The sequence below is a fragment of the Nocardia sp. NPDC057272 genome, from assembly GCF_042668615.1.
Taxonomy (GTDB): domain Bacteria; phylum Actinomycetota; class Actinomycetes; order Mycobacteriales; family Mycobacteriaceae; genus Nocardia.
Map to the genome: position 1 here is coordinate 12,785 of NZ_JBHUYK010000012.1, position 14,512 is coordinate 27,296.

The 14,512-nt window shown below is 69.6% G+C and carries 11 protein-coding genes and 1 pseudogene; 6 read left to right on the forward strand and 6 right to left on the reverse strand.

The features are described 5' to 3' along the window. Positions 1-167 precede the first annotated feature (167 nt). Positions 168-380: a hypothetical protein gene (locus tag ACFULV_RS17810; RefSeq protein ID WP_056818652.1), complete on the forward strand. Its 213-nt coding sequence runs from the start codon at positions 168-170 to the stop codon at positions 378-380. 97 nt (positions 381-477) lie between these two features. Here ACFULV_RS17810 and sigJ read toward each other — a convergent pair whose 3' ends face one another. Then, a complete protein-coding gene (gene sigJ, locus ACFULV_RS17815; protein ID WP_378657935.1) occupies positions 478-1,377 on the reverse strand; it encodes an RNA polymerase sigma factor SigJ in 900 nt (299 codons plus the stop codon). Positions 1,378-1,494: 117 nt separating this feature from the next. Here sigJ and ACFULV_RS17820 point away from each other — a divergent pair, with 117 nt between their 5' ends. From ACFULV_RS17820 to ACFULV_RS17830, 3 genes are read left to right on the forward strand one after another with little or no spacing between them, the layout of a single operon-like run. Next, complete coding sequence (locus ACFULV_RS17820) at positions 1,495-2,331, forward strand: SMP-30/gluconolactonase/LRE family protein (RefSeq protein WP_378657937.1); 837 nt, start codon at positions 1,495-1,497, stop codon at positions 2,329-2,331. Positions 2,332-2,373: 42 nt separating this feature from the next. Continuing rightward, a complete protein-coding gene (locus tag ACFULV_RS17825; RefSeq protein ID WP_378657940.1) occupies positions 2,374-2,958 on the forward strand; it encodes a GNAT family N-acetyltransferase in 585 nt (194 codons plus the stop codon). Beyond that, positions 2,948-3,478: a class I SAM-dependent methyltransferase gene (locus ACFULV_RS17830; RefSeq protein ID WP_378657943.1), complete on the forward strand. Its 531-nt coding sequence runs from the start codon at positions 2,948-2,950 to the stop codon at positions 3,476-3,478. The genes ACFULV_RS17825 and ACFULV_RS17830 overlap by 11 nt, the downstream gene beginning before the upstream one ends. A 152-nt stretch (positions 3,479-3,630) precedes the next feature. Here ACFULV_RS17830 and ACFULV_RS17835 read toward each other — a convergent pair. Next, positions 3,631-6,274, reverse strand: a pseudogene (locus tag ACFULV_RS17835) (ATP-dependent RNA helicase). 61 nt (positions 6,275-6,335) lie between these two features. On the opposite strand from ACFULV_RS17835, the gene ACFULV_RS17840 reads away from it, so the two are divergent. Further along, a complete protein-coding gene (locus tag ACFULV_RS17840; protein ID WP_378631923.1) occupies positions 6,336-6,953 on the forward strand; it encodes a LysE family translocator in 618 nt (205 codons plus the stop codon). A gap of 52 nt (positions 6,954-7,005) precedes the next feature. Here ACFULV_RS17840 and ACFULV_RS17845 read toward each other — a convergent pair whose 3' ends face one another. Next, entirely contained in the window at positions 7,006-8,094 is a 1,089-nt protein-coding gene (locus ACFULV_RS17845) for a 3-deoxy-7-phosphoheptulonate synthase (protein WP_378631921.1), read from the reverse strand. A 313-nt stretch (positions 8,095-8,407) separates the two neighbouring features. On the opposite strand from ACFULV_RS17845, the gene ACFULV_RS17850 reads away from it, so the two are divergent. After that, positions 8,408-9,217: an NmrA family NAD(P)-binding protein gene (locus ACFULV_RS17850; protein ID WP_378657946.1), complete on the forward strand. Its 810-nt coding sequence runs from the start codon at positions 8,408-8,410 to the stop codon at positions 9,215-9,217. On the opposite strand, the gene ACFULV_RS17855 is transcribed toward ACFULV_RS17850, so the two are convergent. From ACFULV_RS17855 to ACFULV_RS17865, 3 genes are all read right to left on the reverse strand, one after another. After that, the gene (locus ACFULV_RS17855; protein ID WP_378631916.1) at positions 9,218-9,688 is read right to left on the reverse strand and encodes a carboxymuconolactone decarboxylase family protein; all 471 of its coding nucleotides are present in this window, start codon (positions 9,686-9,688) and stop codon (positions 9,218-9,220) included. Positions 9,689-9,774: 86 nt separating this feature from the next. Further along, the gene (locus ACFULV_RS17860) at positions 9,775-10,638 is read right to left on the reverse strand and encodes an oxidoreductase (RefSeq protein ID WP_378657949.1); all 864 of its coding nucleotides are present in this window, start codon (positions 10,636-10,638) and stop codon (positions 9,775-9,777) included. 82 nt (positions 10,639-10,720) lie between these two features. Beyond that, the gene (locus ACFULV_RS17865) at positions 10,721-14,470 is read right to left on the reverse strand and encodes an amino acid adenylation domain-containing protein (RefSeq protein WP_378657952.1); all 3,750 of its coding nucleotides are present in this window, start codon (positions 14,468-14,470) and stop codon (positions 10,721-10,723) included. Positions 14,471-14,512 lie beyond the last annotated feature (42 nt).

Sequence of the window (14,512 nt, forward strand, 5' to 3'; positions counted from 1 at the left end):
AGCGTATCCCACTATTCGCCGACGTTGCCCAGCGATAGCGAACACGCATGTTTCACAAACGTTTTACTGCTTTGACCTGCGCTATTGTGCGTTTCCCCAACCTCAGCTAGCCTCGCCGTGTTCTACCTCACACACCACTGCGTGGTGGTATATCGAAAGGGGCTCACATGGCCTCACCTCTGCTCGACTTCATCCTGCAACCGGCTGCGTCGGAGGTAGCCGGTTCGGCCCTGCGATTCATCCACGATCACGTCGCCAGTCCGATCGTCGACTGGTTCACCGGTTCGGCGACGCCGGACAACAACATGGGTTCCTCGACGGGGGACTTCAACCTCGGGTCGTCGACCGGCGATCACAACTGGGGCTCCACTTACCCGTAGAAAGTCCGCGATGCACGCTGGTCCGCATCGCTACGCCGATCAGCTCAGCGCTGTGAAGTGAACCGCTGACCTCGCACGCCTCGACGGTGCTGCGGGGTCAGCGGAGGCGGGCGCCGGACAGTTTCGTCACGTTGGCGAAATCGTAAGCCGCCCAGATCTTTCCGTCTCGAACCGAGAAGGCGAGCACCCGCACCGGTCGCCCGAACGGGGAGTTGGGATCGGTGAGCACCAGCCCTGATTGCCCGTTCACCGTGGCCGCGCCCAATTCCAGGCCGGGTTCTTCCTGATGCTTGCGCCAGAGGCCGAGCGCCAATCGGGCGACCTTATCCTGTCCGGCAACAATATTCAGCGCGGTCTTGGTGGTGCCGCCCGCGTCGGCGGTGAATGTCGTGTCCGGATGCAGCGTCGCGGCTACCGCGGCGACATCACCGGTGGCCAGTGCGGCGAGGAACCGCTGCACCGCCCGATCGTGCACATCGTCGGCGACCGGTTCCGGCGCCTTGGCCACCGCCCGGCGCGCGCGGACCGCCAATTGTCTTGCGGCATCGGCGGAGACGCCGAGGACCTCGGCGATCTCGTCGAAGGGCACACCCAATCCCTCGTGGAGCACCAGCGCCACCCGCTGCTGCGGCGTCAACGCGTCGAGCACCACCATCGCCGCCATCCGGCTGTCCTGATCGCGCACCACCACGTCCAGGGGATCGGGTGTGCGCGAAGACGAGGCCGCCGAGACGATCGGTTCCGGAAGCCACTGCCCCACATAGGTTTCGCGGCGCACGGCGGCGCTTCGCAAGTGGTCGAGGCAGATTCGGCTGACCACGGTCGTCAGCCAGGCACGCAGATCGTCGATCTCGGACTGGTGCACCCCCGCCATCCGCAGCCAGCTCTCCTGCACCGCGTCCTCGGCGTCGCCGACGCTTCCGGTGAGCCGGTAGGCGACCGAAAGCAAGTGCGTTCGATGCGATTCGAACAGGTCGGCGAGAAACGGGGAAACCATCGGGTCAGATCCTACGGAGTACCCACTCGCGCTCCGCCCCACGGGTCGGCACCGGTGATTTCGCACACGTCATCTCGTCTGTACAACTACTACTGCCTACGCGAAGGACGGCGCTGCGTGACTACACCCGAGGTTGTGCTGGAGGGAATCGTGTTCGGCGAGTCACCGCGCTGGCACGACGGTCGACTGTGGTTCTCGGACTGGGGCGCGAACCAGGTGATCGTCCTCGACGAGGATCGCCGACCCGAGGTCGTCGCCCAGATCCCGTCGTTTCCGATGTGCATCGATTTTCTCCCCGACGGGCGATTGGTGATCGTCGACTCCGCGGCCCGCAGACTCCTGCGCCGCGACCCCGGCGGATCGCTGGTGGCCTACGCCGATCTCTCACCGGTCTCGGACAAGCCGTGGAACGACATCGTCATCGACGATCGGGGCAACGCCTACGTCGACAACATCGGCTTCGACTTCCCCGGCGGGGAGTTCGCGCCCGGCTTCATCGCGCGCGTCACGCCTGCCGGTGAGGTGCGGCAGGTCGCCGACGGGCTCGCCTTTCCCAACGGCATGGCGATCACCCCGGACGGCGCGACGCTGATCGTGGCCGAGTCGTACGCGAATCAGCTCACCGCTTACGCCATCGCGGCCGACGGTGGGCTGAGCGATCGCCGGGTGTGGGCGGCGACTCCGGGTGACCACCCCGACGGGATCTGCCTCGATACCGAAGGGCAGATCTGGTACGCGGATGTGGGCAACCAGCACTGCGTGCGGGTTCGGGAAGGCGGCGAGGTGTCGGCGCGGGTCCGGCTCGACCGTGGTGCGTTCTCGTGCACGCTGAGCCGGGACGGGGATCCTCGGTTGTACGTCGTCGGGCAGAGCTGGGGTGATGCCGAAGCGACCGGCCCCACCGGACAGGTCGTCGTCTTTCCCGCGCCCGCGCCCGGTGCGGGCAGGCCGTGAAAATCCGGCGAGAATTTCGGCGTCGACTGTCAGGATGGCCGGATGTACGAGCACACGCTCACCGACGGAACCGTCTGGCTCACCCGCCCGACCGGGGCCGATATCGACCGCATCGTCGAGTGCTGTCAGGACCCCGATGTGCAGCGCTGGACCACGGTCCCCGTCCCGTACCACCGCTCCGATACCGAGGAATTCCTCGACCGGGTCGTGGCCCCCGGCTGGGCGGACAACGCGCCGGTCTGGGCGATCCGCACCGCCGAGGACGGCCGGGTCGAGGGCATGGTCGGCCTGCATACGCGCGGGCCCGGCGCCTGCGAGATCGGCTTCTGGCTCACCCCGGCGCACCGTGGGCGCGGGCTGATGTCGCGGACGATCAACCTGGTCTGCGACTTCGGTTTCGCCGCCGACGGTCTCGCTCTCGACCGGATCATGTGGCGCGCGATCGTGGGCAACATCGCCTCCGCCGCCGCCGTCCGCCGCAACGGCTTCCACTACGAGGGCGTGGCTCGATCGGGCGGGGTGCAGCGCGGAGCGCGGGTCGACGAATGGGTCGCGGCGCGCCTGCCCACCGACCCCGCCGTGCCGGTCGACGGGTGGCCGACCGAGGTCGGCGCCGATGGCCGATGACGCGCGGTTCGACTGGTTCGCCGACACCATGGGCGTGCGGGCGGGCGAGCATGTGCTCGAGTTGGGGCCGGGTTCCGGCGCCTCGCTGACACGGATCGCGGCCCGGCTGGGAAGCGGCCGGATCGTCGGCGTCGACCGTTCGGCGACCGCGCTCGCGCAGGCCGGGCGCCGCTGCGCCACGGAGATCGCCGACGGACGCGTCCGCCTGGTCGATGGTGAGATCGGAAAGGTCAGGGCAGACCGGCTACTGGACCAGCTCGACCCCGGCCGGCGATTCGATCTGATCTTCGCCGTCAACGTCAACCTGTTCTGGACCGGCCCCGCCACCGCCGCCTGGTCGACGATCCGCGAATGCCTCGCCCCCGGCGGCCGCATCTGGCTCTGCTACGGCTACGGCACCACCGACAGCCCCACCCCACCCACCGCGAAACTCACCGAACGCCTCGCCGCCGCCGGCTACCAGTGCACTACGGTCACCACCGACACCCTCCTGGCCGCCCGAGCCACACCGCTCTCTTGACGATCAAGATCAACAGCACCATTCGCGGAAACCCCACCCGGGCAATGCTTGCGCCAATGCCTGGTGATCGATCGCCCAGCGGCGAAGCAGCCCTCTCGCGTGGCTCGCGTCCGGCGGCAGTGGCGGCCTCGGCGAAACCCTGCGGTGAACGGTCAGGTCGGGCGGTTGGTGGCTCGGCGGGCCGTTCCCCGGTGCGCGGAGATCGTGGTGGGGTCTTCGGGCCAGGCGTGTTTGGGGTAGCGGCCGCGTAGGTCGGCGCGGACCTGGGGCCAGCCGTTCTTCCAGAAGGAGGCCAGGTCGGCGGTGACGGCGACGGGGCGCTGAGCTGGGGACAGCAGGTGCAGCAGGATGGGGGGCTCGGCCGTCGGCGAGGATGGGCGGGTCGGTCCAGCCGAAGATCTCCTGGACCTTGACGGCGAGGATCGGCTGATCGGCGGAGTAGTCGAGGCGGACGCGGCTGCCGGAGGGGACTTCCAGTCGTTCGGGGGCCAATTCGTCCAGGCGTGCGGCGGCGGGCCACGGGAGCAGGCGGCGCAGCGCGGTGCCCGCGTCGACGCGGGCGAGGTCGGCACGGCGGCGGGCGCTGGACAGTTCGGGCCCGAGCCAGGTGTCGAGGTCGGCGAGGAGTGCGTCGTCGTCGACGGCGGGCCATGGCGCGCCGAGGGTGCGGTGCAGGAAGTCGAGACGTTGGCGCAGGCTCCGCGCGTCATCGCTCCAGCGCAGCAGGCCCAGGCCTTCCACCTGAAGCCCTTGCCGCACAGCCTGTTCCACCAGTGCCTTCGGTGGCTGACGTAACGGCTTCTCCGACAGGATGATCGCGCCCAATCGCTCCACCCGCCGGGCCACCACATCACCGCCATCCCACCGCACCTCATCGGCCACGACCACCAACCCCGGCGCGGCTTCCCGAGCGAGATCTTCATCGGCGACGGCCGCCAACCGAATTCGCCCCTCGGCCCGACCGGGGTCACGATCGGCGACCGCCACCGCGAGCCACTCCGCCGCCGCAAGCCCCGACCCCGGCGGCAGCGTCACCGCGGTACCACCCGCCATGAGAAAGGTGGACGACCCGCTCGCCCGCCGTCGAGCCAGCCGCTCCGGCTGCGCCAGCGCGATCAACAGCGCCGCGACATCCGTTCCGGAACCAGCACTTTCGTCACCATCACCCGGCCGACCGGCCACCGAGCCCGAGTTCGATACACCGGACGAGACATCGACCCGCGGCCCGCCGGAGCTCGACCCCGCACGCCGACCCGCCCCACGCGCGACGTCGGCCTGTGCGCCGCCGGCAGGCGGTTGGCCGGGATCGTCGCCGGACGATGTGTTCGTGACGAGTCGTGTCAGCCGCTGGACTTCGCGGGTCCAGCGAGGTGGGCGTTCGATGCGGAGGCTACGCAGGGCCGCCGCCGCGTCGGCGGTGTCGGCGAGGGAGTCGTCGTCCATCAGGACGACCATTTCCGCGGCGGCTTTCGCACCGACGCGGGCGGCGCCGTCGAGGAGCGCGCGGGCGAGGCGGGGGTGGAGGCCGAGGTCGGCCATGGCCTTGCCGCGCGGGGTGATGTGGTCGGCATCGTCGAGGGCGCCGAGGGCGCGCAGAACGGTGCGGGCGGCCGCGAGGCCACCTTCGGGCGGTGCGTCCCACCAGGCGAGGCCGGTGCCGTCGGGGGTGCCCCAGCAGGCCAATTCCAGTGCGAGACGGGTGAGTTCGGCGGTGCGGATCTCGGGTTCGGGATAGGCGGGCAGGGTTTGGTGTTCGTATTCGGGCCAGCAACGCCACGCGTGGCCGGGTGCTTCGCGGCCCGCCCGGCCCGTGCGCTGCTCGGCCACGGCTGCCGAAACACGCACTGTCGCAAGGCCGGAAAGCCCGCGCCGGTGATCGACACGGGAGACACGGGACAGGCCCGAGTCGACCACAGCGCGCACGCCGGGAACAGTGAGGCTGGATTCGGCTACGGCGGTGGACAAGACGACTCGCCGCCGCGATCCCGGCCGGAGCGCGAGGTCCTGGGCCGCGCCCGCGAGTCTGCCGTGCAGCGGGACTACGTCGACCCCGTCGAGCTCGCGCAACAGTCCTGCCGTGCGGTTGATCTCGCCGACACCGGGCAGGAAGACGAGCACATCACCGTCGATGGTGGCCAGCGCCGTGCGGGCAGCCCGCGCGACCTGCGCTTCGATCCGCTCGCGGGGCAGGGCGGGCAGGTAGTCGACCTCGACCGGATAGGTCCGCCCGTGTACTTCCAGAACCGGGGCACGCCAATCTCCGGGCCCGGTCTCCCCGGCGCCGAGCAGCTGTGCCAGACGATCCGCGGCCACTGTCGCCGACGTTGCCAGCACCCGCAGATCCGGTCGCAACCCCGACCGTGCGTCGAGCAGCAGCGCCAACAGCAGATCGGCGTCCAGATGCCGCTCGTGACATTCGTCGAGCACCACCGTGCCGACCCCCGCCAATTCCGGATCGCTCTGCAACCGACGCACCAACAACCCCGAGGTCACCACTTCGATCCGCGTCCGCGCGCCGACCTTCCGATCCCCGCGGACCGCGTACCCCACGGTCTCTCCCACCCGCTCCCCCAGCAATGCCGCCATTCGCGCCGCCGCCGCCCGCGCCGCCAACCGCCGCGGCTCGGCCACCACGATCCGCCCCGCCGACCCGGCTGCCAGCGCCAACGGCACCAACGTGGTCTTGCCGGTGCCGGGCGGCGCGACCAGCACCGCGACACCGCGCTCGGCCAGCGTCGCGGTGATCCGGTCCAGCGCCGACCGCACCGGAAGGTCAGGAAGTTCGGGAAGCTTCATCACCGACCAGTCTGCCGGAAGGGTATTTCCCGATCCGCGATCGCTGGTTACCCTGCGGGAGATGAGCATCGAGTTCGCGTTGACCACGCTTGTCATCGTCGCCACGCCGGGTACCGGCGTCCTGTTCACCCTGGCGGCGGGGCTTTCCCGAGGGACGAGGGCGAGCGTGATCGCCGCCTTCGGGTGCACGTTGGGGATCGTTCCACACATGATCGCGGCGGTCACGGGGCTCGCCGCGCTGCTGAACACCAGCGCGGTCGCGTTCCAGACCTTGAAGTACCTGGGTGTCGCGTATCTGCTGTACATGGCGTGGAATACGTTGCGGGACAAGGGCGCACTGGCGATTCCGGAGGAGCGCACCGCGGTGGAGCCCTCGGCGCGGCAGGTCGTCACCTCGGCGGTGTTGCTCAATATCCTGAACCCGAAGCTGACGATCTTCTTCTTCGCGTTCCTGCCGCAGTTCGTGCCGACCGGCGCACCGAACGCGCTGGGCCGCATGCTCGAGCTCAGCGGACTGTTCATGCTGGCCACGTTCGTGGTGTTCGCGGGCTACGGGGCAGTCGCCGCCGCGATGCGCACCTATGTGCTGTCGCGACCGGTGGTGGTCCGGTGGATGCGGCGGGTGTTCGGTGTCTCCTTCGTCGCCCTCGCGGGACGCCTCGCGGTACAGAACCAGTAGACACAGCAGTGCGGGCCCCGGAATCCGAGGCCCGCACAGTCGATCGACGGTATTACCCGCGGCGGGTGGCCACCGCGTCGGCCAGACGGTCGAGCTGGGTAGCGGTGGTGTTCCAGTCGATGCACGCGTCGGTGATGGACTGGCCGTAGGTCAGGTCGCCTGCCTTGCCGAGAGTCAGGTCCTGGCGACCCGCGACGAGGAACGACTCCAGCATCACGCCGACCACGCCCTGCTCGCCCGCGGCGATCCGGTCGGCGATGTCGGTGACGACGTCGACCTGCTTGTTGTGGTCCTTGTTGCTGTTGCCGTGGCTGGCATCGACAACCAGGCGCTGAGCCAGCGACGACTTCTCCAGGCGCAGCTTGGCCTCGGCGCAGGAGGCGGCGTCGAAGTTGGTGCCGTTGCTGCCACCGCGCAGGATGACGTGGCAGTCGGGGTTGCCCGAGGTGCGGATCAGCGCGGAGCGGCCGTCGAGGTCGGTGCCGGGGAAGACGTGGCTGGCGGCAGCGGCGCGCACACCGTCGACCGCGACCTGCACGTCACCGTCGGTGCCGTTCTTGATGCCGACCGGCATGGACAGCGCCGAGGACAGCTGCCGGTGTACCTGGCTGGCGGCGGTGCGGGCACCGATCGCGCCGTAGGAGACCAGGTCGGCGATGTACTGCGGGGTGATCGGGTCGAGGAACTCACACGCGACCGGCAGGCCGAGGGCGGTGATGTCGACGAGCACCTTGCGGCCGATGCCGAGGCCGGTGTTCACGTCGAACGAGCCGTCCAGGTGGGGATCGTTGATCAGACCCTTCCAGCCCAGCGTGGTGCGCGGCTTCTCGAAGTACACCCGCATCACGATGTGCAGCCGGTCGCTCAGCTCGGCGGCCTTCTCGGCCAGCTTGCGGGCGTATTCCAGCGCGGCGGCGGGGTCGTGCACCGAGCACGGGCCGACGATCACCATGAGGCGGTCGTCGTCGCCGTTGAGCACGTCGACGGTGGCCTTGCGGCCCGAACGGACGGTGTCGGCGAGGGCGTCGGTGATCTGGTGGACCATGCGGACCTCGGCGGGCGAGCGCAGAGGGCTCACGCTGAGGGTGCGCTGGTCGTCGAGATCGGAATGCCGCGAGTCGACATCGGCTGCGGTGGTCATGAGATGTGGGTCCTTTGCGTTAAGAGGCCGACCCACGGAAATCGCTACCGTCGAGCCGGGCGTTATCCGGCTCGAGGTGGAGGAAGTCAGCGCGCAGGGTCGCAGACCGGCCCACCCAGGGCCGGATAGCTAAACCAGAAATATGCGCGCTGCATGCCGTGGACTGTACCACCGGTAAAACGCCGAAAGGTGAGCCATGGTTGCCCGAAGTGTGGACCGTCACATCGCGCCCCTCCGCCGAACCGGCGCGAAGTCCTTGACCTCTACCTTGCTCGAGCTTCTAGCGTCGGTGGCCGAGGAAAGGAAAACGACTGTGACAACACTGGTTACGGGCGCGACCGGCAACACCGGCCGCCAGGTGGTACGGGAACTCGTCAGCCGGGGCGAGAAGGTCAGGGCAGTGACCCGCGACGCCGACGCCGCGCACGCACTGCTCGGCCCGGGGGTGGAACTGTTCACCGGGACGCACACCGTGCCGTCGACGCTCGACGATGCGTGGCACGGCGTCGACCGGTTGCATGTGACGGTGACCAACGGTCTCGCCGACGTGGGGACCGAGCTGATCGGCAAGGCGATCGACGCCGGCGTACGCCGCATCACCGTCGTCTGGGGTGGCGGGGTCGGCCCGGTCGAGCGGGCGATCGCGGAGTCCGGCGTGGAGTGGACGCGGCTCGAGCCACAGGAGTTCATGTCGAACACGCTGACCTGGCTCGATCCGATCCGCACCGACGGCGTGGTGCGTGAGCCGTACGCCCATCCGAGCGCGCTGGTGCACGAGGCCGATATCGGCGCGGTGGCCGCCGTCGCACTGCTGGAAGACGGGCACGCGGGCCGCGCGTACAACCTCACCGGCCCACAGGCGCTCACCCCGCACGAACGGTTGGCGATCCTGTCGAAGGCCGCGGGCCGCGAGATCGGCTTCACCACGATCAGCCACCAGCAGGCGGTCGAGCGGCTGATGGCGACGGGTGTCTCACAGGCCGACGCCGACTACGTGATCGGCTGGTACGCCGAGTCGAGTCCCGAGTCGTACACGGTCGACCCGACAGTGGAACAGGTGCTCGGCCGACCCGCGCGCACCTTCGCGCAGTGGGCGGCCGAGCACGGGCACCGATTCGGTTGATCAGCTCCACTGACCGGGGACGTAGTCACCGGCGGGGGTGTGGGCGATCGCGTTGAGCCGGTTCCAGGCGTTGATCATCGCGATGGCGGCGATCAGACCCGCGATCTGGTCGTCGTCGTAGTGCTTGCGGACCTGGTCGAAGGTGTCGTCGCTGACGTGACCGCCGTCGGCGGTGCGGGTCGCTTCCTCGGTGAGGGCGAGGGCGGCCCGCTCCGCCTCGGTGAAGACGTTGGCCTCCCGCCAGGCGGCGACCAGGTTGATCCGCACCGCGGTCTCGCCCGCGTGGGCGGCGTCCTTGGTGTGCATGTCCACGCAGTAACTGCAGCCGTTGATCTGCGAAGCCCGGATCTTCACCAGTTCGTAGGTGGCCTTGGGCAGCGGTGAATCGTCGATGACCTTGCCCGCCATGACCATTCGCTTGCTGAAGCTCGCGGCGATGGCGTTGCCGTAGAGGTTGAAGCGCGCTTCCATGATGACTCCTTCGTCGTGGGGTTCACAGAGACGACGAGGCAGCCGCGCGCGGTGTGACATCGGCGCGTGTGACGCCGATCACCGAATCAGATCAGGCCGCAGAGCTTCTCGGAGAGCTCCCACAATTCGGTGGCGACCTTGCGATCCTTCGCCGAGCGCGCACTGCCCGCGGGGGCAGGGTTGCCGCGTAGCCCGAGGAAGCCGTCGGGGCCGTAGAACGCGCCGGGCACTACGTCGGCGGTGGCGGCGAACAGCGTGGGCAGCGCACCCTCGGCCGCCGTGGGAGCGAGCGTGCGGTTACCCAGCCACATGATCGCGTCCTGGATGGACTCGGTGTGCGACATGAGTTCGGTCGCGGCGTAGCCGGGATGGGCGGCCACCGAGATCACCGCGGCGCCCTCACCCGCGAGGCGGCGCTGGAGCTCGAAGGCGAACATCAGATTGGCCAGCTTGGACTGGCCGTACGCGAGCCAGCGGTCGTAGCGGCGCTGCTCCCAGTTGGGATCGGCCAGATCGATCCTGCCGATCCGGTGCGCGACGCTCGACACCGTCACCACACGATCGGTGAGGCGATCCAGCAACAGGTTGGTGAGCGCGAAGTGGCCGAGATGGTTGGTGCCGAACTGCATTTCGAAACCGTCGGCGGTACGCCGCAACGGCAGAGCCATGACACCGGCGTTGTTGATCAGCACGTCCACGCGCTCGATCGAATCGGCGAAGGCGCGCACCGAGTTCAGGTTCGCCAGGTCGAGTTCACGGACTTCGGTCGCACCGCGCAACCCCGCCGCCACCCGCTCGGCCTTGGCGGTGTCGCGACAGGCCAGGATCACGCGCGCACCCGCCTCGGACAGCGCCCGCGCGGTGGCGGCGCCGAGACCGCTGTTGGCACCGGTGACGATGATCGTGCGGCCGGTCTGGTCCGGCAGGTTCGCGGTAGTCCACTTGCTCACTGGCGAAAGTCTAGCGACGCTGGGGAAATGCGCGAATCGGCAAGTGCCGGTGCGGGGTTCGCCCCAGCGTCGCGTGCCGTCATCAGGACTGCGCGAGGATCTCGTCGTCGGTCATCGCGGCGACCTCCAGGTACATCGTGGCGACCGTGTCCAGCCTGCCGCTGTCACCGGATTCCGCTTCCCGCCGCAACATCCGTGCCGCGAGACCTTCGATGGTGCGGGCGGTGAACAGGTCGGCGACGATGGTGTCAGGGGCATCGAGCCATTCGCGGATGCGGGCCACCGCGGTGGTGGCGAGCACCGAATCGCCACCGAGCGCGAAGAAATCGTCGGTGACACCGAGCTGCTCGGTGACCAGTACCTCGGCGACGACCGCGGCGAGCGCGCGTTCGAGATCGGTGCGCGGCGCGACGAACTCCTCGCTGCCCTCGCCCTTGTCGAGGACCGCGCGGATGGCCTTGCGATCCGGCTTGGCGTTCGAGGTGAGCGGCAGCTCGGCCAGCAGTTCGAGCCGGGTCGGCACCATGTAGACCGGCACCAGCTCGGCGGTCGCGGCGAGCACCGTGTCGACGTCGAGGACCGTGCCCGGGGTCGGCACCACCAGCGCGACGAGTTTCGGGGCGGCCGTTCCGACCACCGCGGCGACCGCGTGGCGAACACCGGGCACGGCGCGCAGTGCGCTCTCCACCTCACCCAGCTCCACCCGGTAGCCCCGGATCTTGACCTGGTGATCGGCGCGACCGAGGAACTCGAGACCGCCGTCGGGCAGGTAGCGGGCCAGGTCGCCGGTGCGGTACCAGCGCAGACCCTCGTGGGTGACGAAACGGTCGGCGGTGCGTTCCGGGTCGCCGCGATAACCGGTGGCCACACCGTCCCCACCGATCCACAGCTCGCCGCTGACCCAGTCGGGGCAGTCGTTGCCCGCCGGGCCGACGACGCGGCACTGCACGTTGCGCAACGGGGTGCCGTAGGGGACGGCGGTCCATTCGACGGGGACCCGCGCGTCGACGACCTCGCAGATGGTGGAGTGGATCGCGGTTTCGGTGGCGCCGCCGAGACCGGCGAAACGGCTGTTCGGGGCCACTGCGGCCAGACGTGCGGGGAGGGCGACGTCAACCCAGTCACCGCCGAGGATCACCGTGCGTAGTGAGGTGAGGGGCTCGGCCGGCGTGGCGGTAGTGGACCCGATGCGCGGGTCGGGCTGCGACGCCGGGGCGGCGGTGAGCAGCATGTCGAGCAGGCTCGGTACACAGTTGAGCAGCGAAATCTGGTGGCGGCGAACGAGCTCGACCCAGACGGCGGGGTCGGTGCGCTGCGCGTCGTCGACGGTGACCACCGCACCACCCGCGGCGAGCAGACCGAAGATGTCGTAGACGGAGAGGTCGAATTCGAGCGCCGAGAGGGCGAGCGCCCGGTCGGCCGGGCCGAGGCCGAAGCGCTCGTTGAGGTCGTCGATCGTGTTCATCGCGGCGCGATGCGGCACCTCGACGCCCTTGGGCTTGCCGGTGGAGCCGGAGGTGAACAGCACATAGGCGATGTTCTCCGGATCGCCGAAGACGGGGCGCGCCAACGGTTCCGCGTGCGTACGTGCCTGGGCGAGGTCGATCGCGCGCGCGTCGGGAATCCGCGCACCGCCGACCGTGAGCACGGCGACAGCGTCTGCGGTGCTGAGGATTTCGGCGCGACGAGCGCCAGGCTGATCGAACCCGATCGGCACGTACACCGCACCCGCCGCGAGCACACCGAGCACCGCGACGACCTGGTCGGGACCCTTCGGAAGCTGTACCGCGACCGAATCACCAGGCGTCACACCGGCTTCCCGCAACGCACCGGCCACCGCCAGCGCGTCGGCGGCCAGCTCGCCATAGGTCAGCTGCCCGGTCGGCTCCCACAGCACGGCGGGCGCGGACGGATTCGTGGCCGCGTTCGCGAAGAACCCGGTGTGCAGCAGCCCGCCGCTCACCGGCCCCGCGGTGGCGTTCACGCGCGCCCGAGTAGCGGCCTGCTCCACCGGAATTCGCACACCGGCCTCGGCCTGCCACCCCGCTCCCCCCGCGAATCGAGTGCGCCCGGCCGACCCAGCGGCAGCGTCAGCGGGCACCACCGGTGAGGTCTCCTCGGTCCCAGTGGGCTCGACTGCTGTCGGCTGCGCACCGCCGGACTCCGATGAATCGGCCGAGGCGTCGGCGAGTTCGGCAGGCTGGCCGCCGAGACGTTCGATCGCTTCGATGTAGCGGGCGAACATGGCGTCGACGACGCCGGCGGGGAACGCGGATTCACGAATGTCCCAGTTCAGCAGCAGACCGCCACGGACCTCGGTGATCTGGGCGTCGAGGAGGACCTGCGGGCCCTGGGAGATGATCCAGACGGGGTCGCCGAAGGTGTCGGTGACGGTGTCGGGGAAGAGTTCGCCGAGGTTGAGGGCGCTGGTGTACACGATGGGAGCCAGGACCGGTTCCCCGCGATGACGGCCGAGGTCACGCAGGACCTCCAGGCCCGAGTACGCGGAGTGCGCCCCTGCCTCGTGCAGGCGTTGCTGCAGGGCGCGGGCACGGTCGGCGACGGTGGCGGGCGCGGTGACATCGACTTCCAGCAGGACCGAGGAGGTGAAGTCGCCGACGACACCGTCGACCTGCGGGTGCACCGGTTCACGGTGGAACAGCGGCAGATTCAGCAGGAAGCGGCGCTGGGCCGACCAGCCGCCGATGGTTTCGGCGAACACCGAGGCCAGGGCCATCGCCGGGGTGATGCCGCGGGCGTGGGCGGCGTCGAAGACCTGCGCTTTGGCCTGCGGGGAGAGCCAGCGGTGCAGGCGGATCGTCCGGTTGGGTTCCGAGATGTGCTGGGCCAGTGGCAGTTCCGGCGCACCCGGCAGCTCGCTCAGGCGATCCTGCCACCAGGCACGGTCACGGGCCCGCTCGTCGGCGAGGGCGCTCGCGCCCTGCCCGTGCTCGGCCAGGTACTGACGGAAGGTGTAGTCCTGCGGCGGAAGCTGTTCGCCGTGGTAGAGCCGGGCGAGGTCGGTGATGAGGATGCGGTAGCTCATCGCGTCGGCGGCGAGCATGTCGACATCGAGGTGCAGGCGGGTGCGGCCGTCGGCGAGGCGGGTGAGCGCGATATCGATCACTTGGCCGTCCTCCACCGCCATCCGCTGATGCGTCCGCGCGCTGCGCAACTGTGCCAGCCGCCGCTCGGCTTCGTCGGCGGAGGCCTCGCGCAGATCGGTCACGCCGAACACCGCGCGGCCGGGCCGGTCGAGAGTCTGCTGGGTGCCGTCGGGCAGGAACCTGGTGCGTAGCATGGGATGGCGAGACAGCAGCTGCTCGACCGCCTGCTCGAGCCGCTCGGGATACACATCGGCACCGTCGAATTCGACGTAGAGATGTGCCGCGACACCGCCGAGTTCCTGCGCGTCGGAGCGCCCGATCCAGTACGCGTGCTGCATGGGCGCGAGCGCGAACGGCGTGCCGTCGTCGGGAACGATCAGGGGTTCGCTCGCGGACGTGTCGACCGCGTGGGCGGATTCCCCGGCGGCCGGATCGACGGCGTCCGGGACGCCGCCACGTGCTGCGAGGTCCTCGGGGTCCGCCCCGTTGAGCAGGGCGTGCCAGGCGTCGACCGTGGGATGGGCGGCTAAGAGGGCGAAGTTCACGGCGATGCCGCGCTTGCGCCAGGCGCCCGCGAGCTTCATGGTGCGGATGGAGTCGAGGCCGAGCTGGATCAGGTCGTCGGCCTCGGCGACGGCCTCGGGGGTGATGTCGAGATGGCGGGCGATCGCGGCACGGATCTCGGCGCGGTCGATCCCGGCGCCGCCTGCGGGTGCTGTCTCCATCTGCCGATCACTCCTTGCTCGCCGCCCAGCCGGGACGGATTC

Excerpts from the sequence above, each read along its gene's own strand:
- ACFULV_RS17855 (WP_378631916.1), bottom strand. The coding sequence starts at position 9,688 with ATGGAAGCGCGCTTCAACCTCTACGGCAACGCCATCGCCGCGAGCTTC.
- ACFULV_RS17840 (WP_378631923.1), top strand. The coding sequence starts at position 6,336 with ATGAGCATCGAGTTCGCGTTGACCACGCTTGTCATCGTCGCCACGCCG.
- ACFULV_RS17845 (WP_378631921.1), bottom strand. The coding sequence starts at position 8,094 with ATGACCACCGCAGCCGATGTCGACTCGCGGCATTCCGATCTCGACGAC.
- ACFULV_RS17825 (WP_378657940.1), top strand. The coding sequence starts at position 2,374 with ATGTACGAGCACACGCTCACCGACGGAACCGTCTGGCTCACCCGCCCG.
- ACFULV_RS17810 (WP_056818652.1), top strand. The coding sequence starts at position 168 with ATGGCCTCACCTCTGCTCGACTTCATCCTGCAACCGGCTGCGTCGGAG.
- ACFULV_RS17865 (WP_378657952.1), bottom strand. The coding sequence starts at position 14,470 with ATGGAGACAGCACCCGCAGGCGGCGCCGGGATCGACCGCGCCGAGATC.
- sigJ (WP_378657935.1), bottom strand. The coding sequence starts at position 1,377 with ATGGTTTCCCCGTTTCTCGCCGACCTGTTCGAATCGCATCGAACGCAC.
- ACFULV_RS17830 (WP_378657943.1), top strand. The coding sequence starts at position 2,948 with ATGGCCGATGACGCGCGGTTCGACTGGTTCGCCGACACCATGGGCGTG.